Origin of the sequence: Paenibacillus soyae (genome assembly GCF_024623455.1) — a bacterium.
GTDB lineage: Bacteria > Bacillota > Bacilli > Paenibacillales > Paenibacillaceae > Pristimantibacillus > Pristimantibacillus soyae.
Map to the genome: position 1 here is coordinate 96,637 of NZ_JANIPJ010000002.1, position 19,445 is coordinate 116,081.

21 protein-coding genes and 1 riboswitch are annotated in these 19,445 nt (G+C 55.0%); of the genes, 8 read left to right on the forward strand and 13 right to left on the reverse strand.

The window, feature by feature from the left end; all coding sequences use genetic code 11:
• The first annotated feature begins 13 nt into the window (after window positions 1-13).
• Window positions 14-2,071 (forward strand): molybdopterin-containing oxidoreductase family protein, encoded by a 2,058-nt coding sequence (locus tag NQZ67_RS02915; RefSeq protein WP_257442606.1) that lies wholly within the window; start codon window positions 14-16, stop codon window positions 2,069-2,071.
• A gap of 69 nt (window positions 2,072-2,140) precedes the next feature.
• Here NQZ67_RS02915 and NQZ67_RS02920 read toward each other — a convergent pair whose 3' ends face one another.
• A complete protein-coding gene (locus tag NQZ67_RS02920; RefSeq protein WP_257442608.1) occupies window positions 2,141-3,118 on the reverse strand; it encodes a 2-hydroxyacid dehydrogenase in 978 nt (325 codons plus the stop codon).
• A 107-nt stretch (window positions 3,119-3,225) separates the two neighbouring features.
• Window positions 3,226-3,504, reverse strand: coding sequence for a hypothetical protein (locus NQZ67_RS02925; protein ID WP_257442609.1), 279 nt, complete (start codon window positions 3,502-3,504; stop codon window positions 3,226-3,228).
• Window positions 3,505-3,681: 177 nt separating this feature from the next.
• Between NQZ67_RS02925 and NQZ67_RS02930 the strand changes: the two genes are divergently transcribed.
• On the forward strand, window positions 3,682-3,828 hold the full coding sequence (locus tag NQZ67_RS02930; RefSeq protein WP_257442610.1) for a hypothetical protein: 147 nt from the start codon (window positions 3,682-3,684) through the stop codon (window positions 3,826-3,828).
• A gap of 63 nt (window positions 3,829-3,891) precedes the next feature.
• Here NQZ67_RS02930 and NQZ67_RS02935 read toward each other — a convergent pair whose 3' ends face one another.
• Genes NQZ67_RS02935 through NQZ67_RS02950 form a run of 4 tightly spaced genes read right to left on the reverse strand, consistent with a single transcriptional unit; the run spans window position 3,892 to window position 8,662 of the window.
• Window positions 3,892-4,881 (reverse strand): zinc-binding dehydrogenase, encoded by a 990-nt coding sequence (locus NQZ67_RS02935; protein WP_257442611.1) that lies wholly within the window; start codon window positions 4,879-4,881, stop codon window positions 3,892-3,894.
• 21 nt (window positions 4,882-4,902) lie between these two features.
• A complete protein-coding gene (locus NQZ67_RS02940) occupies window positions 4,903-6,741 on the reverse strand; it encodes a polysaccharide deacetylase family protein (RefSeq protein WP_257442612.1) in 1,839 nt (612 codons plus the stop codon).
• Between the two features lie 9 nt (window positions 6,742-6,750).
• Window positions 6,751-8,181, reverse strand: coding sequence for an MBOAT family O-acyltransferase (locus tag NQZ67_RS02945; RefSeq protein WP_257442615.1), 1,431 nt, complete (start codon window positions 8,179-8,181; stop codon window positions 6,751-6,753).
• A gap of 46 nt (window positions 8,182-8,227) precedes the next feature.
• On the reverse strand, window positions 8,228-8,662 hold the full coding sequence (locus tag NQZ67_RS02950) for a GNAT family N-acetyltransferase (RefSeq protein WP_257442617.1): 435 nt from the start codon (window positions 8,660-8,662) through the stop codon (window positions 8,228-8,230).
• Between the two features lie 169 nt (window positions 8,663-8,831).
• Between NQZ67_RS02950 and NQZ67_RS02955 the strand changes: the two genes are divergently transcribed.
• The 3 genes from NQZ67_RS02955 (at window position 8,832) to NQZ67_RS02965 (ending at window position 11,952) form a co-directional block, all read left to right on the forward strand.
• The gene (locus NQZ67_RS02955) at window positions 8,832-9,791 is read left to right on the forward strand and encodes a cation diffusion facilitator family transporter (RefSeq protein WP_257443352.1); all 960 of its coding nucleotides are present in this window, start codon (window positions 8,832-8,834) and stop codon (window positions 9,789-9,791) included.
• A 158-nt stretch (window positions 9,792-9,949) separates the two neighbouring features.
• Window positions 9,950-10,750: a (2Fe-2S)-binding protein gene (locus tag NQZ67_RS02960; protein ID WP_257442619.1), complete on the forward strand. Its 801-nt coding sequence runs from the start codon at window positions 9,950-9,952 to the stop codon at window positions 10,748-10,750.
• The gene (locus NQZ67_RS02965; protein ID WP_257442621.1) at window positions 10,750-11,952 is read left to right on the forward strand and encodes a chloride channel protein; all 1,203 of its coding nucleotides are present in this window, start codon (window positions 10,750-10,752) and stop codon (window positions 11,950-11,952) included. Before NQZ67_RS02960 ends, NQZ67_RS02965 begins: the two co-directional genes overlap by 1 nt.
• Here NQZ67_RS02965 and NQZ67_RS02970 read toward each other — a convergent pair.
• Window positions 11,934-12,812, reverse strand: a complete 879-nt coding sequence (locus NQZ67_RS02970) for a radical SAM/SPASM domain-containing protein (RefSeq protein ID WP_257442623.1) — start codon at window positions 12,810-12,812, stop codon at window positions 11,934-11,936. The genes NQZ67_RS02965 and NQZ67_RS02970 overlap by 19 nt on opposite strands.
• Window positions 12,813-12,838: 26 nt before the next feature.
• On the reverse strand, window positions 12,839-13,279 hold the full coding sequence (locus NQZ67_RS02975; RefSeq protein ID WP_257442626.1) for a thiol-disulfide oxidoreductase DCC family protein: 441 nt from the start codon (window positions 13,277-13,279) through the stop codon (window positions 12,839-12,841).
• 116 nt (window positions 13,280-13,395) lie between these two features.
• Window positions 13,396-13,496: riboswitch (guanidine-I (ykkC/yxkD leader) on the forward strand.
• 70 nt (window positions 13,497-13,566) lie between these two features.
• On the opposite strand from NQZ67_RS02975, the gene NQZ67_RS02980 reads away from it, so the two are divergent.
• Both NQZ67_RS02980 and NQZ67_RS02985 read left to right on the forward strand, forming a co-directional pair.
• Window positions 13,567-13,941, forward strand: a complete 375-nt coding sequence (locus tag NQZ67_RS02980; RefSeq protein ID WP_257442628.1) for a DMT family transporter — start codon at window positions 13,567-13,569, stop codon at window positions 13,939-13,941.
• Window positions 13,938-14,252, forward strand: coding sequence for a DMT family transporter (locus tag NQZ67_RS02985; RefSeq protein WP_257442631.1), 315 nt, complete (start codon window positions 13,938-13,940; stop codon window positions 14,250-14,252). Before NQZ67_RS02980 ends, NQZ67_RS02985 begins: the two co-directional genes overlap by 4 nt.
• 76 nt (window positions 14,253-14,328) lie before the next feature.
• On the opposite strand, the gene NQZ67_RS02990 is transcribed toward NQZ67_RS02985, so the two are convergent.
• The 4 genes from NQZ67_RS02990 to NQZ67_RS03005 all read right to left on the reverse strand — a co-directional run bounded on the left by NQZ67_RS02990 (window position 14,329) and on the right by NQZ67_RS03005 (window position 17,178).
• On the reverse strand, window positions 14,329-14,547 hold the full coding sequence (locus NQZ67_RS02990; RefSeq protein ID WP_257442633.1) for a cold-inducible protein YdjO-related protein: 219 nt from the start codon (window positions 14,545-14,547) through the stop codon (window positions 14,329-14,331).
• A gap of 27 nt (window positions 14,548-14,574) precedes the next feature.
• The gene (locus tag NQZ67_RS02995) at window positions 14,575-15,645 is read right to left on the reverse strand and encodes a lactonase family protein (RefSeq protein ID WP_257442634.1); all 1,071 of its coding nucleotides are present in this window, start codon (window positions 15,643-15,645) and stop codon (window positions 14,575-14,577) included.
• 28 nt (window positions 15,646-15,673) lie between these two features.
• Window positions 15,674-16,399: a DsbA family oxidoreductase gene (locus NQZ67_RS03000; RefSeq protein ID WP_257442635.1), complete on the reverse strand. Its 726-nt coding sequence runs from the start codon at window positions 16,397-16,399 to the stop codon at window positions 15,674-15,676.
• Between the two features lie 122 nt (window positions 16,400-16,521).
• Window positions 16,522-17,178, reverse strand: a complete 657-nt coding sequence (locus tag NQZ67_RS03005) for a cell wall hydrolase (protein WP_257442637.1) — start codon at window positions 17,176-17,178, stop codon at window positions 16,522-16,524.
• 270 nt (window positions 17,179-17,448) lie between these two features.
• Here NQZ67_RS03005 and xerS point away from each other — a divergent pair, with 270 nt between their 5' ends.
• On the forward strand, window positions 17,449-18,552 hold the full coding sequence (gene xerS / locus NQZ67_RS03010) for a tyrosine recombinase XerS (RefSeq protein WP_257442638.1): 1,104 nt from the start codon (window positions 17,449-17,451) through the stop codon (window positions 18,550-18,552).
• A gap of 28 nt (window positions 18,553-18,580) precedes the next feature.
• Here the strand turns inward: xerS and NQZ67_RS03015 are convergent, their stop codons facing one another.
• The gene (locus tag NQZ67_RS03015) at window positions 18,581-19,102 is read right to left on the reverse strand and encodes an ADP-heptose synthase (RefSeq protein ID WP_257442640.1); all 522 of its coding nucleotides are present in this window, start codon (window positions 19,100-19,102) and stop codon (window positions 18,581-18,583) included.
• Between the last annotated feature and the right edge of the window lie 343 nt (window positions 19,103-19,445).

The window sequence follows — 19,445 nt, forward strand, 5'->3', positions numbered from 1 at the left end:
AAGGAGCCTGCTTATGAACTCATTTCCCGCAACCGGCGTCGTCCGCTCCGTCTGCCCTTTCGACTGTCCCGACACCTGCGGTCTTCATGTTACGCTTGAGAATGGCAAAGTTACGGCCGTAACGGGCGATCCCGACCATCCGGTCACGAGAGGCGCGATCTGCAATAAAGTGCGGCAGCTGCCTGACCGCGTTCATCATCCGGAGCGTCTGCTCACTCCGATGCGCAGAGTCGGACCGAAAGGAACGCTTCGTTTCGAGCCTATTGGCTGGGACGAGGCTTATAACGAAATAATCGGCAACATGAAAACGATCATTCGCGAACACGGCGCGGACGCGATCTTGCCATACAGCTTCTACGGCAACATGGGCATTCTGAACGCGGAAGGCATGGACCGCCGTTTCTTCCACCGTCTCGGCGCCAGCCGTCTCGCGAGAACGATCTGCAATGCGGCGGGCTCGAAGGGCTACAGCTACACGATGGGCGGCTCCATCGGCATCGATCCGGAGGAGACCGTTCATACGAAGCTGTTCCTCATATGGGGCTGCAACCTGGTCTCGACGAACATGCATCAGACGATGCTGGCGACGGAAGCCCGCAAGAACGGCGCCCGCATCGTTCATATCGACGTCCATCGCAACCGCACCTCCTCCTGGGCGGATGATTTCATTCTGGTGCGGCCCGGCAGCGATGCCGCCCTCGCCCTTGGCATCATGCATATCCTGATCCGGGACGGGCTGGTGGACGAAGCTTTCGTCAAGGAACACACCGTAGGGTACGAGGAGCTTGCGGCGGAAGCGTCCGTCTATCCTCCGTCCGTCTATCCTCCGTCCGTCGTATCGGAGCTGACCGGCGTACCCGAATCGAAGATCGAGGAGCTTGCCTCGCTATACGGCCGGACAACGCCGTCGTTCATTCGAATCGGCAACGGCCTGCAGCATCACGACAACGGCGGCATGGTCATCCGCGCGATCTCCTGCCTGCCGGCTCTGACCGGCCAATGGGCGGTTGTCGGAGGCGGCGCGATGAAGGGCAACAGCTGGTATTCCCGCATCAATCATAGGGCGCTCGAACGTCCGGATCTGCTTCCCGACCGCTCGGTTCGCACCATCAACATGAATCAGCTTGGCGAGGCGCTTACGGAGCTGGAGAAGCCGGTTCGCATGCTGTTCGTCTATAACAGCAATCCAGCCGTTGTCGCGCCGGATCAGACGAAGGTCCGCGAAGGGCTGCTGCGCGACGATCTCTACACGGTTACGCATGATTTGTTCCTGACCGACACCTGCAAATTTGCGGATCTGGTGCTGCCCGCTACATCGCATCTCGAGAACCTGGATTTGTATGGCTCCTACTGGCATCTCTATCTGCAGCTCGGCAAGCCGATTCTGCCGCCCGCCGGCGAGAGCAAGTCGAATTTCACTCTGTTCAAGGAGCTTGCGCTTCGGATGGGCTTCGAGCCGGAGCTATTCGATATAACGGAGGAGCAGATGATTCGGGAGGCGCTCGACAGCAAGCTGAACCCCTTGCTCGAGGGCATTACGTTCGAAGCGCTATCCGAGCGTCACTGGATGAAGGCGGGGGACGGACGCAGGCACCCGATCCAAGGAGAGCTTCCTACGCCAAGCGGCAAGATCGAGCTGTATTCGAAATCGATGCAGCGCGCGGGCTTATCCCCCGTTCCGACCTTCACTCCGCTCGCCGAACCGGAGACGTACCCGTTCCTGCTGACGACGGGCCCGAACCATAGCTATATCAATTCCACCTTCGCCAATCAGGCCAAGCTGCAGAAGCTGGAGAAAACGCCGACGCTGCACATGCACGAGGAGGATGCGGAGAAGCTTGGCTTGTCCGACGGGGAGCTGGTTCTCGTGCGCAACGACCGCGGCGAAGCTCGCCTCACGCTGAAGCTCGGCATGGACGTGCTTCCCGGCGTCCTGGTCACGCAGGGCCTTTGGTGGGACGACGAGGGAACGGGACGAAGCCCCGTCAACGCGCTGACGCCTCAGCGTCTGTCCGACATGGGCGGCGGCGCGACGTTCTTCTCCAATCGCGTCGAGGTGGTTAAGCTGTAAGAGCACCGCCCGGGCGTTCACGAAAAAAGGTTCGCAGCCGTCAGACGGCTGTGAACCTTTTTTATGAAGCTAACTCTTAAATTCCGGCACCAGATACGGCGACGCCTCGCCTCGCAGCGCGGCCACCAGATTCTTGGCGGCCAGCATGGCCATGTCGTCGCGCGTCTTGGCCGTCGCCGAGCCAATGTGAGGCAGAAGCAGCGTATTCGGCAGCGAAGCGAGCGGATGATCGCCAGGCAGCGGCTCTTTGTCGAACACGTCGAGACCCGCAGCCCGAATCGCGCCGCTTCGAAGCGCGTTGACAAGCGCCGGCTCGTCGACCGTCGCGCCCCGCGAAGCATTAACGAAGATCGCGCTGCGCTTCATCAAGCCGAATTCCCGGGCTCCGATCAGCCCTTTGGTTGCCGGCGTGAGCGGCGTCATCAGCACGACGAAATCCGAAGTGGCCAGCAGCTCGTCCATTGCCTTATATTCGGCGCCGTATGCCTGCTCCGCTTCCGCCTTGCAGCTGCGGTTGTAATACTGGACCTTCATCCCGAAGCCCAGAGCCGCTCGTCTCGCCACGGCTTCGCCAATCCGGCCCATGCCGATAATGCCAAGCGTCGCGTGATGGACGTCTATGCCGAACAAGCCTTCTCCGTCGCCACGCTTCCAATTGCCCGAACGAACGTATGCATCCAGCTCCGCGACGCGACGTGCCGTTCCGAGCATGAGGGCGAAGACCAGATCCGCCACCGTCTCGTCCAGCACCTCCGGCGTATGGGTTCCGACGACGCCTCGCCGCTTCATCGCGTCCACGTCGAAGTGATTGTAGCCTACGCTGACCGTACTGACCGCTCTGAGCCTGGGCGCCGACTCGAGAAGACCGTCGTCGATCCGTCTTCCCGACGTCATATAGCCTTCCGCATCCGCAAGCCTTCTGTTCAGCTCATCGCGCGGAACCGTGTCTTCTTCCTCCCAAATATCCAATTCGCAGTGTTCCGCCAAATAGGCCCTCACCGGCTCCGGTAGTTTGCGGTCCACGAATACATGCGGTTTAACCGTCATAAGCTCCTCCTAACGAATATCGATTGACAGACAAATACGTTCCATTCCCGATATTATCCCTTGTCGGCATCACGCCGTCAATCGCCGGCAGCTCCTATTGCCGATATTCAGTACACGCGTAAGATTTCGTAACCGCCCACGACGCACCCGAACAGGATGACGACTACCCCAACCGACGTCCAATACGCCCTCCTCTTCAGCCAGCCGCCAAGCCTCACGATCAGCGCCAGGCTAAGCGCTCCTCCAATCCAGACGTTCAGAATGATATAAAACGAGTCGAAGCCGTACAAAGCCATAAACATCATCGCCATCCACACTCCGACGCCAATGACGGGCACGAACACCAAAGCCAGCAGCAGTCTGGCCCAAAACTCCCCTGTTCCCACAATAAACCCTCCGCTTTTTTCTTTGTTTCCCCATCATAAATAATCGCTTGCCGACCGCAAAGTACCAAATCCGCATAGTACCTCGCGTTTGGCTCGCATTTCCTTATATAACCGATGAAGATATTGGAGAATCTATAATCGTTCGCCTACATGCAAGCAGGAAAGGAGGTTATCGCAATGGGCCGTCACAAACCGAAATCCGAAGCTGCCAAAAACGAAGCGTTTTACACGAAATCGGCGCTGGCTGAGAACGAAATAGCCGCTACTACGGAGCATAACAAAAACCAAAAAGGACAAATCCCGAACAAGCCTTCCACGGGCTAGCTCGCCCAACAAAGCAAAAACTGCCGGCAAAGCTCCATCATGAGCCTGCCGGCAGTTTCGAAATTACCCTCGTACTTGAACGACGATCTTCCCTCGAACATGACGCCCGGACAGCCTCCGCAGCTCATCCGGAACTTCCTCCAGCTTGATCAGCTTTTGCTGAAGAGGACGAATTTGTCCATCTGTGATCCATGCGAGGAACTCCTCGGTCATGCGGGCGATATCCTCTTCCGCCTGACGGTTGCCCGAACCGTGCGCTCCGCCAAGCATAAGCTTATGCAGAGTGAACGTTTTGCTCGAGGGCTGGAAATCCGCAACGGTCTCCGGCGCTCCGGCGATGCAGGCAAGCTGCCCTCCGAAAGATAATACCGACAGATCGTCCTGCGATGTCAACCGATTCACCGTATTCAGGATGAGATCGACGCCCCTCCCGTCGGTTAACTCGAGAATCCGGGACAGCACATGTTCCGCCTGGTAATCGATGACGACATCGGCGCCGATCGCCATGACGTAATCCGCATTCTCCGAAGAAGCGGTCGTGTAGATCGGACCAAGTCCTAATGCTTTCGCAATCTGAATGGCGTATCCTCCTACGCCCCCTGCTCCGCCGTGAATCAGAATCGACTGCCCCGCCTGAGCCCGCATCTTGCGGACGATGGCTTGGTAAGCCGTTAACCCTGCGCACGGGAACGCTGCGGCTTCCTCGAACGAGACGGACTCCGGCAGCTTCGCAGCCGTATGGGCCGTCGTCAGCGCGTATTCGGCGCATACCCCTTGCTTAGTGAAGTCCGCATGGAATACGACCCGGTCGCCGATGCTCCAGCCTTGGGCCCCCTCCCCGACGGCATGTACGATTCCCGACGCATCAACGCCTGGAACATGCGGGTAGGTCCATGCGGGATGTCCGCCGGCCATCACTTTGTAATCGACGGGATTCAGCGACGCGGCATGAACCTCCACACGAATTTCGCCAAAGCCGGGCTCCGGCGTCGCCAACGTCATCATGGACAGGTTATCCGGTCCGCCCGGACCGCTCTGGGCTATAGCCTTCATCCTATATCATCCCTCCAGTCGTTATTGGCCTTGCAGCAAGCGTACCAGCTGGTCGCTTGGCACCTCGGGGCCGCCGTTGATGCGCTTGAGCGCGAACAACGTGCGCGGATCTCCCTTCACGATCTCGCTGATCCCGGAAGTCGTCGTCAGCGTCGCGCGGTAGCCCATATCCTTGAGCAGCTGCTCCGACAGATGGGAATAATAGCCGAACGGATACGTGAAGACATTCACTTCGTTCCCCAGCTTATGTTCGATCATCGCTTCCATTCCGCCGATATCCGTCCGGAACGCCTCCGCGTAGGCCCCGTTCGTTTCATCCTTCATCTGCAGCACGCCGCTGCGAACGGTCGTATTCTCCGGGTCCGATTCGTGCATGTCGTAGCTATGGTTCTGAATGTCGATGACGCCGGAATCATCCATCTCGTCGGCTTGCTCCCACGTGAAATGCGGATAGAACTGCTTGCCTGGTATCCGGTGCTCTTCCCGGCCGACCGACCAGCCGATTATCGAGATGGTAGCGTTCATTCCGAGCTCCTTCAGCACGGGATAAGCATATTCGTAGTTGCTGTAGTAGCCGTCGTCGAACGTGATCGCGAGCGGATTGTCGGGCAATTCCTTCTTGCCGTCCACGTAATCGATCAGATCGGTAATGAAGACGGTGTTGAATCCCGCCGCTCGGACGGCTTCCATGTCCTGCTCGAATTTGGCGGGCGGCGTGATCAAGGAGTTCGGTTCGTACGGGTCGTCGTCGATATGATGATAGACGAGAATCGGAATGCGCACGCCTTCCTTGGCAGCGGCTCCCGCCGGCCGCGTGAAGACGCGTTCCGCGTGCTCCCTCACGTTCTCTTTGGTCGTCAGATGGCCGAAGCCGCTCGGAACATACACGTCCTTGTCCTCGAACATATAGCCGAGCATCATCCGGCCGACCGTGTTCCGGTAATGCATCGTGTCATAGAAATAACGCGGATCCCCGCTGACGTTCGTATATCCAGTGAAATCCCAGAAGTCCGTCACTTCGGCTATCTTCGCCCAATACGACTTCAGGTCATCCATGTCGTAGCTCAGAAGCTCCTGCTCAGAGGTGGCCCCCGTGATCAGACGGAACGTGGCGCCGTGCGACTCGGCATAAGCTTTCATTCGCTTCAGCGCCTCCACGTTATTATCCATCGCGGTTGCTTCCAGCTTGCCGAACGGCGCGAATGCCGCTTGATTCGCTTTCATGTACGCTTCCAGATCATCGACCTTCTCCGCGTCCCGGCGCACTTTGTTGTACACGCCGCTCTCCGGTATGAACTGCGAATATTCGAAGGAATCGATCGCCCGTTTGGCGTAGCCCTCCAGCTTCCGGTAGCTGTACGAAGGATTCAGCTTCAGGTAATCGAGGTAAAATTCAAGCTTGGAATCCCCCGACACCTTCGCGTGAAGCGATTGCTTGAAGTCGGTCGGCGTTTCGTTGAAGTGGCTGATTTCCTGAAGACTCATATGGAGCACGATGTTTTGGGCCCCGTACTCGTCGATCAGATAATAGAGCGTCTTCTCGTAATCGTGAAAGTCGCCGCCGTACATCAGCATGCTGTAGAAGCTGGCTCCATTGCCGTAATAGTCGTTCAGCAGCTCGGGCGAAATCGAGCCCGACTTGGACCCGCCGATAATGTAGGAATTATAGCGTTCATGATATTGGTCCAAGTAACCGATCTTCGCCACGCGCGGATTGTTCACCATATTATACGAATGCCACTTCAGCACTTTGTCGCCGAACACCCCGAACGGATCGACGACAACGTTCAGTCCCGCTACGACAGCCGCAGCCAGTCCGAGCGATGCGATGAACGCGATCAGCCATTTGCGAAAAGTCATAACGTCACCTCAGAATTGGAAGTATAAAAATTTGGACACGGACGTCATCTGCGTCAGCGAAACGCCGAGCAGGAACGCCGCCGCGACCGCGTGTCGAATGCCGGGCTGGAAGTCCTGCGTCATCTGGGAAGAATTGCGGCCGAAGAAAGCGATGGCCATACCGACGAGAAGCAGCGCGATCGTATACGCGTTGTACGCGGCGAACGTAACCAGCTTGTCCACGACGGCAGACACGTCCATGCCCGCGAAATCCGCCCCGCTAACCATCTTGCCCATGACCTGCCAAGCTTCGCTCATCGAATCGGACACGAACAGGATGCGCGTGCCGATGACGCCCGCGAACGTGAGCGCCCACGCCAGAATGAACGGCAGCTTCAGCTTGTTCCGGTACATGTAGTGGGACATGCATACGAATATACCGTTGATGAGGCCCCAGACAATGAACTGCCAGCCGGCGCCGTGCCAGAACCCGGATACGAAAAACGTCATCATGACGGAGAAATAGAAGTTAAAGCTGCCGCTTCCTTTCTTGTAGAAGCTTCGGAAGATGTAGTCCGACAGGAACTTCGACAACGTCATATGCCAGCGCTGCCAATACTCCCGGAAGTTTCTCGCCTTATACGGAGAGTTGAAGTTATGCGGGAGCCTGATATTGAACAGCAGAGCGAGCCCGAGCGCCATGTCGGCATAGCCCGACAGATCGAAGTAATACGAGATCGTATAGCCGACCGAGGCGAGCCAGGCGGTCAGCGTATCCCCGGCGCCGGTATTGGCGTAGAAGGCGGCGGCGTAATCCGTCAGAGGATCGGCGAGCATGATTTTTTTGGCGCAGCCGATGGAGAACAGGAACATCCCCAGCATCAGGTTCGCCCGGTTGAACAGGCGCAGCGAGCGATCCTGGAACTGCGGAATGACATCGCCGTGATGCACGATCGGACCGACGATCAGCTGCGGGAAAAACGTGATGAACAGCAGAAAGTCGATGATCGGCGTTTCCTTCGTATGGCCCCGGTAGCAATCCACCAAGTACGCGATGAGCTGGAACGTGTAGAACGATATGCCGAGCGGCAGCGCGATCTCGAGCAGCGGAAAGCCCTGTCCGCTGATTAGATTAATATTCTCGATCGCGAAGTTCGCGTATTTGTAATAGCCGAGAAACCCGACATTAAACAGCAAGCCCGCCGTTAGCAGAAGCCGTTTGGACCAGACGCGTCCATTTCTCCCAGCGATCACGATAAGCGAGCCAATGGCGAAGTTGAAGAAAACGTCGATTATGAATAGCGTAAAAAAAGTCCCGCTGCCCTGCGCATAGAAATAGAAGGAAGCAAGGACCAGCCAGAGCTTCGCGTATATTGGATTACGGAGAAACGTCAACAGACGGAATCCGAAAAATACGATCGGCAAAAATACAAAAATAAACGTATATGTAGAAAAAATCAACGGTACAACCTTCTTTCGCTACGTTGCATGATGATGATGCTTGACGCTAGCCCAGCTTCTTGATCATCCGGACATGCGGAATGCCGTCCTCCATGAATTCGTCGGAATCGACCGCGTATCCCAGCTTGCCGTAGAAGCCCGCCGCATGCGTCTGGGCATGGAGCTTCGCTTTCGACAGGCCCCATTCCTTGGCGACCTCCTCCAGCTCGGCCATGATGGCGGCTCCCGCCTTATGCTTGCGGAACGGCGCAAGCACGCAGATACGCTCGAGCTTGGCGACCCCCTCCACTTCCCGCACCCTGCCGGCGCCAACCGGTTGTCCATCATAATACACCAAGACGTGCGTTGCAACTTCCTCATGCTCGTCGATCTCGATGTCCGGCGACACGCCTTGTTCGTTCACGAATACTTCCGTTCGGATGCGATAAGCCTCTTCCCGCTGTTCTCTGTTCTGCACTCTTCCTCTAGTTAGCATGGCCATCTGCCACTCCCTTCTTGAATTCCTCTTTCATTATAAAGGCTTCGCCGTAAAATGCCAAAAGTCGGCGGCATTCGAGGCGCCGGCGTCCTAACCTTTTTTGCATGAAAGTCCTCCAATTAGAGGAATATAATGACACAAAGGGTTTTACAAGGGAGGAATGGAAGAAGCGATGAGCAACTTCTGGGCGCTAGTCAAGAAAGGCAATACCTCTTCGGCAACCGCGGCTCTGGGCAATACCGGCCTTGCCGTCATTAAGGCGATCGCCGCTTCGGTCAGCGGAAGCGGCACCATGTTCGCGTCCGCCATGCATTCCGTTGCGGACGCCGTTAATCAAGGGTTCGTCTTTGTCGGAAGCGTGCTAGCGGAGCGACAGCCGACGAAACGGTTCCCTACCGGCTTCGGGCGAGTCGTCAATCTCTTCTGCATGATCGCGGTTATCGTCGTCACGATCATGGCATACGAGACGTTCCATAAAGGAATCAAGCTTCTCAAGCATCCCGAGGACGCCAGCAACTTTTGGCTCAACTTTGGCGTTCTCCTCGTCGCGATCGTAATCGATGGATCCATCTTGATCAAAGCGATGAAGGAGATTGTGAAGGAGACGCGATCGGACGCCAAGGGCATCGGCATCATCTCTTCGGCTATACGAAATGCGGGAAGGGCAGCCCCTCCGACGAGACTCGTGTTCTACGAGGACGTGGTCGCGACTCTCGGTCAAGTGTTCGCGCTTGTCGCCGTTATTCTGGCCGAGTTCACAAGCTTCAAGCTAATGGACGGTATCGCCACGATTCTCATCTCGTTTCTAATGATCGGCGTTGCTTATAAGGTCGGTTACGACAATATGGTCGGACTAATCGGCGTTGCCGCTCCAAAGGACGTAGAGGACAGGATCGGGCAAATCATTTTCGGCATCCCGGAAGTGACGGATATCCAGAAGATGCGGATCGTTCAGGAAGGACGCCGTTATCATGTCGAAGCCTACATCGAGCTGAAGAAGAACCTTACCTTGGCCGAAGCGACCGCAATTAAAGACCGGATTACCGAAGCGCTTCTCAAAGATTACGATGTTTCGGACGTCACTTTAGGCATTCTGGACGATAACGGCGAGGTCACGTGGCAGCGCGCATAACATAAACACTACGGTTCGCGGTGGATAACCACCCGCAGCTTCTGCCGCTTGGGCAAGAGCTGCGGGTTTTTGCAAATTGACAATAATCTCCCTCCGGCTCTATAATGACTCTAGCCATTCATTGATAATCATTTTCACATAATCGGAGGAGGCTTCCTATGTCACAGGAGCTTGATTTCACGTTGATCAAAACGTATTACCACATTTCTCCGGAAGGCGCGGACGAACCCTTATACGAGCTGCCTGCAACCCGGCTGCTCGAACGTCCCAAAGCGGTCGAAACGCTCAAGGAAGTTGGCAGGCTCTGGAAAGCGACTAGCATGGAATTGCCTTCTTCGTTCACCGGCGTCACCTTCTTTAACCTCGGCCTGATGAACATGCTGTTCACCGCGCAGAACAACGTCTTTCTCCGCCTTCCGCTTGACAAGCTGACCCTGCAGCTCGAATGGCATCATGATCATGTGCATATCGGCTACCGTATTGCCGAGCTGGACGCGGTCCCGGTTCCCGAACAGCCCGCGCTGCGGGAAGCGGCTCTTAAGGAGCTGTGGACGGAATTTATCCAAGAGACCGCCATTCCCGGCATCGAGGCGATCGCCGAAGCCGGCGGGGTCAAGCCGGATCTTATATGGAACCAATTCGGGGCTCAGATTCATTCGGTATTCGGCTATATCAGGCAAGACCTCGATATCCCGGGATTACCCGATCAAGTAGAGGCCGATTTCCGATATATCGAAGCGCTTCCCGCCGAGTTGTTCGGCCGCAGACGCAATCCATACGTCCACAAACCCCGTTATATCGATAATCCTTGGTCTCCGCCGAACGGTACCTACATCCTGCGATCCTCCTGCTGCATGTATGACCGCAGAGAGAACGGCGAGAAATGCTATAACTGTCCGCAAATGCTGCCGGAGGAACGCGATGCGCGCCGCCAGCAAATATTGGCAGGCCAATCCTAATGCGGGAGAAGATAAAGCTGATGCTGATCCGTTCGGCGGCCGCGCTGCTAGCAGGCGCGGCCGCTGGCTCGGCATCGGCGTTTTTTCTTATAAGCCTAGCCTATGTAACCCGCTTGCAGACCTCGCATTTATGGCTATTATGGCTTCTTCCTTTCGGGGGCGCTCTTGTGAGCGCAGTTTACGCCAAATACGGGAAAGAAACGTCGCGCGGCAATAACCTCGTACTGGAACAAGCGCATAGCGGCGACGGCAGGATCCCGCTTCGCATGGCTCCGCTCGTCCTGTTCGGTACGCTGGTCACCCATTTGTTCGGCGGCTCGGCCGGTCGCGAAGGGACGGCGGTCCAGATGGGCGGGAGTTTAGCTTCCGGACTCGGCACTCTGTTCAAGCCAGCTCCCGACAACCGCCGCTTCCTCGCGCTCTGCGGCATTAGCGCCGGCTTCGGCTCCGTCTTCGGCACCCCGCTGGCGGGTGCGCTGTTCGCTATCGAGGCCGGGGCCAACCGCAAGTCGCGCCTTGAGGCCTTGCTTCCCTGTCTCGTCGCCGGATACGCCGGCCATTACGTCACACTGGCATGGGGGGCCCGGCATTCGCATTATGATATAGGTCCCGTTCCCGGCTTCGATGCGATTGTACTCTTGAAGGTGTGCGCCGCGTCCGTCGCGTTCGGTCTGGCCGCCATGCTGTTCGTTCGTTCGACAAGCATGCTCAAAAAGCTGTTCGCCGAGAGAGTGAAGCACCCTGCTCTGCGCAGCTTTGTGGGCGGACTTATCGTGATCGGTCTCGTATGGGTCACGGGAAGCCGCGATTATTTGGGACTAAGCCTTCCATTGATCGAACAAGCTTTCCAGGAGCCGCTGGCGCCGTCCGTATTCCTGCTCAAGACTTTGTTCACTGCCGTCACGCTGGGATCCGGATTTCTCGGCGGGGAAGTTACGCCTCTATTCGTCATCGGCTCGACGCTCGGAAGCGCGTTATCCGGCTTCCTGTCCATGCCCGCGCCATTCCTTGCGGCTCTGGGGCTAGCCGCGGTCTTTGGCGCCGCCTCCAAAACGCCGATTGCCTGCGCGGCGCTCGGTCTCGAGCTGTTCGGCATCGACGGCTTCCTTTATTTGGCGGCGGCTTGTCTGATCAGCTGCCTCGTATCGGGACGTTCGGGCATCTATGAATCCCATGTCCGCCTCTATGTGCCGAAGCGCTGACGATAACCGCACTTGCGGCAAAGCTCCTCGACGGCTTCCCTTCGGGAGAAGCCGTCGTAGATGCGGGTCGCCCGTTCTCCGTCGACGATTTCGGCGAACGGCTTCTCGTGGATATTACCGAGGTTCAGCACCCCTTCCCCATCAAGACAGCAAGGAATAACCGTGCCGTCGATAAGAACGCCCGCCTGATTGCGAAGCGCGTGACAGAAGCCTCTTCCGTCATCCTCGGGCTCCTTCAGGTCGGGCCACTTAAACTCCGGATCTTGATTCAAGTAAATTCGCTCCGCGATTTTCACGCCGGTCCCCGGCTTGAACTTCTCTTCGATCTTGTAATCCAAGCCGTAGGCCGCTTCGATCATCGCGAGCAACTCGCGGTTTTTTTCTTTCTTCTGATTGACGTCGTTATCCATCTCCAGATTCCATAGACGATAAGAAATGATCACGTCGCTGCTTGCCGTCGCTTCCTTCACGAAGTCGAGAATTTCGGCCAAGTATCCCGCCTTATCCTGCGAACCGGGATGCCCGTCAAAGCTGTGCAGCGAGAAATTGATCTGCCGGAGCGCCGGCTTGCCGAGCAGCTTCCGTCTGTTTTTCGTAATTAAGGTTCCGTTCGTCGTAATGTTGACCTTAAAGCCCTTCTCGTGAGCGATATCGAGCAGCTGGTCGATCTTCGGATGAAGCAGCGGTTCGCCTTTGACGTGGAAATAGATATAGTCGGTGAACGGCTTGATCTGATCCAGCGTTTTGGTGAAATCGTCTATCGACACGAAACCTTTGGCCCGCTGGGTCGGAGGGCAAAAATAACAGGATAAATTGCATATGCTCGTGGTTTCGATATAAAACTTTTTAAACCTTTTCATTGGTCAACGCTCCAAATAGGATGAATTCATGGATGACTGCCCATCCCGTCCTTCAGGAATCGGGACATGATATCCGGGGTGGGCATCAGGCAGACGTCGGAACGTCCGAACCACCGGTATCGGTTTTTCGCGATGAAGCGATAAGCCGCATCCCGGATTGGCGATGGGATGACGATTAAGCCGTACAAGGCGCTTCTCCAGCCTCCAAGCCCTTTCATGACGCGCAGGGCGGCCCCTGACTTCGTGTAATACCGGCCGTTCTCTATAAGAATGAACGAATCCCAGTCGGCTTCGCTAAATCCGCCCTGGGATAACAGCCTCTTGCCTGCGGCAGACTGCAGGGCCGCGAAGGAGAAGCGCCGTTTCTGGTCATGCTTCACAACGTAACGGGTGATATTCTGGCATAGATGACAGACGCCGTCAATGAGAAGGATCGATTCTCGTTTCTCCGCTTCATTCCTAACCATTCCGCTCGCCAGCCTTTCATACCTCCAATGTTCTACCATCCTATCCTACCATAGTCGGGCCCGCATTGCACTTGACCCTGATCTCGAATGTGTACTATAATCAAACGAATTGAATAAGAACGGTCTTCTAGGGTTCCGCGGCGATTGCCGGTCTGGTCCGAGGGAAGGCACGCGGCATGAAGCCGCGGACACACGGAGGGACAAAAGCCCGGGAGATCATCATCAGATGCTTCCAGGGCTTTTTTATTTGCGTCCTTCCAAACCGTGCAGAGAAGGAGAGTATAGATTTGACATCCAGCCAGAACAAATATTGGCTGCTGATCCTAGCGGCAGCCGCTTTCGAGGTGACCTGGGTCTCCGGATTGAAGCATGCGGATAATCCCATCTTCTGGTCGGTTACGATTGCGGCGATTATCATAAGCTTCGCGTTGCTGTTGTATTCGGCCAAGAAGCTGCCGACAAGCACGGCGTATGCCGTCTTTGTCGGTCTGGGTACAGCAGGCACCGTCATTGTGGAGATGACCGTATTCCGCGAGCCTTTCAGCTGGACCAAAGTGCTGCTGATCGCCATACTGTTGATCGGCATTCTAGGGTTGAAGCTTGTGACGTCAGAATCGGAGTCGAAAAGGGACTTACAACAACAAGGCGGTGAGAAGCAATGAGCTGGTTTTTTGTCGTTTTGGCCGGTTTATTCGAAGTCGTAGGCGTCGCGGGGATGGCCCGTTTTAACGAGAAGGCCTCATTTCTTAACTTTCTTATGCTGGGCGGCGGATTTCTCACCAGCTTCATTCTCCTATCTCTGAGCATGGAGCACCTGGCGATGGGAACGGCATACGCGGTATGGACCGGCATCGGCACGGTAGGCAGCGCGATTATCGGCATCGTGTTTTTCAAGGAGTCGAAGAGCTTCCTCCGTTTATTTTTTATCGTGCTCGTGCTCGGAGCCGTGATCGGACTTAAGCTAGTTAAATAGAACCGTCCTTCGGGACATGAAAAAGGCTGCTTACCGTCGCGAATCGCGTTACGGTTAGCAGCCTTTTGGCGTTGAATTAGAATAACGATTTGGGCTTGCGCGGCTGAGACTTCGCTTTCTTTTGAACGGGCGGCAAATGTCTCATGCTTCGGTGCATGGGACCTTTGCAGATGGGACATTGCTGCTCGGTTGCGGCGGCGAATTCATCTCTGACCCAGGCCTTGCACTCCGCGTTTTTGCATTTCCAAATTTTTGTCGGCTTTAAATTATCTTTTGCGTCGTCGCTTGAAGTCACGTATGGATTAGTCCTTTCATTTGTAAGCTATACGTATAGAGGAATGACGCAAACCGGCTTCGAAGCTTCCGCTTCGTGACCTGTCGGCGCGAGCGTTCCTTCATTCCGGTCAACCCGGAACGTTACGAGGTTATTCGTGTCACGATTGGCTGCAATCAAGTATTGACCTTCCGGCGTCAGCGCAAAATGTCTAGGATGACCGCCGCCGACCGACATGTGTTGGATGGTCGTCAATTGTCCCGTGCCGGCATCGACCGCGTAGACAACAATGCTGTCATGGCCTCGATTCGAGCCGTACAGGAAGCGTCCGTCGGGAGACATGGCGATTTCGGCGCAGCCGTTATCTCCTTTATAATCGGACGGCAGCGTGCTGATGGTCTGGAACGCCGTAAGCTTGCCTTCCGCCGCGTTAAAGCCGAACGCGGTGACCGTCGAATCCAATTCGTTAATGACATACGCGTATTGTCCCGTCGGATGAAGCGCCAAATGCCGCGGACCCGCTCCCGGCTGCAGCTTCGTCTGATCGTGAAGGATAAGCTTGCCCGCTTCCGCGTCCAGCTTATAGGTCACGATAAGATCGAGGCCCATATCCTGCACGAATAAATATTGACCGTCGGGGCTGTAGAAGCTGGAATGCGGATGCGGCCGGTCTTGGTTCGGATGGACGCTGCTTCCTTCATGCTGCTTCACGTCAAGCAGCTTGCCTATGCCGCCTTCGGCATCCAGGTCAAGCAACCCGATCATGCCGCCATGATAGCTTGTCACGGTCAGGAAACGGTTATTCGCGTCTTTCTGAATGTGACAGGTCGTGGACTGCACCGTAACCTTCTTATTGATCAGAGTAAGCGAATAACCGTCCTCCCCGATCCGGAATGCGGCAGCCTCTCCGATTTTTTTCCCCTCGTCGTTTACGCCTTCGGAGATGGCGTAGAGTCGTTTATGATCGGGGTCCACGTGAATGAAGGTCGGATTCTTGAGTCCGGTCACATGATGAATTTCGGTAAGCTGACCGCTCTCTTCGTTCATTCGGTACACGCAGATCCCTTTATCGGACTCTTCCGCGTAAGCCCCGGTAAAAACTAACAGCTCTCTTGGCACAACCGTTCCTCCCCATCTCGTTCCTCTATTATTTCTTGTCTCCGTCGGCACCCGGCGCAGCACAATAGCCGTCCGCGCAGGCCGCGTCATCGGCTCCTTGAACCTGTACAAGCTCCGGGTATTTCTCCGTCCATGCCTTCTGAAGCGTGTCCAAAAACACGGCCGGCGATTGAGCACCGGAAATACCGTATTTGCGGTCGATCACAAAAAACGGCACGCCGCGAATGCCAAGCTGGCTGCCCTCAGATTCCTGCTGGCGGACCACATCCGCGAATTGTTCGGATCCGAGCAGCTCGGAGACTTGTCCGGCGTCAAGGCCGACCTCTTCTGCAAGCCGCGCCAAAACTTCCTTATTGCCGATCAGGTCATTGTCCGTAAAATACGCGCGGAATAATCTTTCGGCCATCTCTGCGCCGCGACCGCTTACCGCCGCAAATTGCGCGAGCCGGTGCGCGTCGAACGTATTTTGGACGTATTGATTCTCGAATCGGAACTCCAATCCGGCAGCCGCCGCCTGTCCGGCAACGCTTTGGCCGGATGCTTTCGCTTGCTCCACGCTCATGCCGTATTTGCTCGCGAGCATTTCATGCGTGTGCATTCTTGCTTCGGAATCCGCGTTCGGGTCGAGCTCGAAGCTTTTATATTCGATGACCACTTGCTCTTTATGTTCGAAACCGGCAAGCGCTTCTTCCAGCCGCCGCTTGCCTATGTAACAGAACGGGCATACAAAATCCGACCAAATTTCGACCTTCATAGCTTAACCTCCCTCTCGACTGTTTATCGGTCCTTATTATACCACGTCTGCCGGCAAAGAACGATTCTACATGTCCGGATATACAAAAACTCCGTCTTCAGTAAGAAGACGGAGCTTTCCCGTTAAACCGCGAAGATGTGGCGTCCGATCTTCGTCGTCTGCTGTCTCGACCAGATCCAGGACGATGTAGCCGTCTCCGGGTTAAAGTAATATAAGGCGCCATTCGTCGGGTCATAGCCCCGAACCGCATCCAGTGCGGCAAAATAAGCTTCTTTGTCTGGAGTCAGCCCATACTGTCCGTCGGCAACCGCGGTGAAGGCGTTGCGCTCTTCAATGATCGCTTTCACCGAATCCGGGAAATTGGAGGATGCCAGCCGGTTCATGACTACCGCTCCCACCGCTACCTTCCCTTTATAAGATTCGCCGCGGGCTTCCGCATGAATGATCTTCGCCAGCATGTCAAGCTCCGCTTTGTTGACGGACACTTTCTTCAGCATCGCCCAAGTTTGACGTCCCGCAATGCCGTCGGCCGCTATTCCGTAATCTTTCTGGAATTGGACCAGGGACTGCTGCGTCGCCGACCCGAAATAACTTGTGACGCCCGTTTCGAAGTAACCAAGCGTCTTCAGGCGGTATTGCAAATCCGGCACGTCCCGGCTTATGGAACCGTAACGGATCGTCTCCGGCTCGGCGGCATGCGCCGTCTGCGCTGTCGCGCCGGCAGCGGTCGAGGTGAGAATTGCAGCTGCTATGGTCAACGTAATCCATTTCTTCTTCATTGTGTATTCCTCCTTAATCAGGCAAACGATTATATATTCAACATGGATGATTATTTTTCAATTATTCCGTCGCCTTCGTTGTGAAAGAGTGTAACATACATCCACATCCAATTTAATAGTATTATATAAATTACATATACTTACCAAACAATGATGAGAATTATGAATAATAATCGATTAATTACATATGTACATCCTAAAAAGCATGCTATTGTCCAAAATCCCTGGCGTTGATAAAATAATGGATATACGCGGTAAGGGGCGAAACGAATGAATATTATTAAGATGAAAGATCGAGAAGAGCTGGATGCCAAACTGCCCGCCATGCCTTGGTATATTGAGCAATTCATTCATTATAAGCTGCCGGATTTGTCCCCTTCTTCCCTGGTTGAATACATAAGGGACTATGAAACCTTTCTGAAATGGATGATGAGCGAAGGCTTGTCCTCCGCCGGTACGCTCAAGGAAGTACAGCTCGGGGAGCTGGAGGTGCTGAAGATGGAGAGCATCGACAATTACCGCATGTTCCTATCGACCTACAAGCCCGAACGCAACAATCGGACCACGATTTCGAGGAAGCTGTCCTCCCTCCGCTCGCTCTTCCATTACTTGAGCCAAATCGCGGAGGATGACGATTTCTATCCTTTATTGAAGCGGAACGTGATGGCCAAGGTTTCAATCAAGCGCACGCACAAACCGAAGGACACGGCGGCCAAGCTGGAAGGCAAGCTGCTGCAGGAAGAAGAGATCTCGGAGTTCCTGGCTTATGTAAAGGTCTATTACGGAGAAGAGCTCGCCGGCAACAAGCAGGCGATGTACGCTTACGAGCTTAATAAAATCCGGGATGCCTGCATCATCAGCTTCATTCTTCATTCTGGTCTTCGGGTATCGGAGCTCGTTAATCTGAACGTGGAAGATATCGATCTGAAGAAGAAGCTGTGTTATGTCTACCGCAAGGGCAAAAACGACGATACGTTCAAAACGCCCGTCTATTTCCGGCATGACGCGATAGACGATTTGAACAACTATCTCGGATTGCGCGAGATGCGGTACAAAGCGCCCAGACGCGAGAAAGCGCTGTTCCTCGCCATCGCCAACGGCAAAAACGAAGGCTCCCGCATGACCAAACGGGCGATTCAAGCCATGGTGATCAAATACGCCAAACGCTTCGGCAAGCCTTATCTGTCGGTTCATAAGCTTCGGCACTCGTTCGCTACCGATTATTACTTGCAGAACGACATTTACAAGACGCAAGAGCAGCTTGGCCACGCGTCGCCCGAGACGACGCAGATCTATGCGCATCTCACCGACAAAACGATGGCCGAAGCCATCGACCGCAGAAATAAAGAAGGCAAGACGGATGAACGGGATTAACCCGTTGTCCGCTTGCCTTCTTCTTTGTCTACACTTCCATATCCGCCGATGTGAACTCCGATTCGAGAGCGAATTCGAAATCCTCGATATCGAACACTTGAACCGGCACTTCCGCTTCGATAAGCTTATCCATAAATTCGAATTGATCGGACAATAACGGAATGTCGAGCTTCATGGCCGTTACGAGCAGCTCCGTCTCGATCGGGTCGAACCGCTCCCCGTATTCCGCGTTGTCGATCGCATGAACAACCGTAAACTGTATAGTTTCGTCCAGGAGAAGCGGCGAGCTTTCGCGCCACGGCACTTGGAGCGCTTTTTCGATTTTCTTCCGGTTCAAGGAATCCTCGAAAAACTGGATCAGTTCATTTATTTTCTGTTTGACGTGTCCGTCGTCTTCCGGATTATCCATGACCGGATCCGAGCTGTCTCTCATATCGTAGAGCTCCGCGATAGACGAATAAGGCACGACGTAATCGACAGGACGACTTGGCACGAGCAGATGTCCATACGATGCCACCATCACCGCTTCAATTACAAACCGTCGACGCATGGTCTCTCCCCCTGACTCCAACAAATTATAAAGTGGCGCTTCACCCTATTATACAATAATCCTCTAGCCGTACAAGATCACCTTCGCCCATGTTTGCGCGCCGGCCGCCACCTCTAGTACAATGACAATATCGTCATTATGGCTTGAATCTATTAGTGCGTGTTCAAAAGGTCCGGTTTCTAGCACCAAGAAGATTGGATGAAACTAGGAACTGAGGAGCGGAGCGTAGTGGAACTACGTGAGCACCGGAAGGTCCGGTTGAATTCAATATTCGACGTCGAGTATGCTCCTTGGGTTACTTCGTGATCGAAAGTGGACTTTTTGAACAACCTCTAACTTTTGG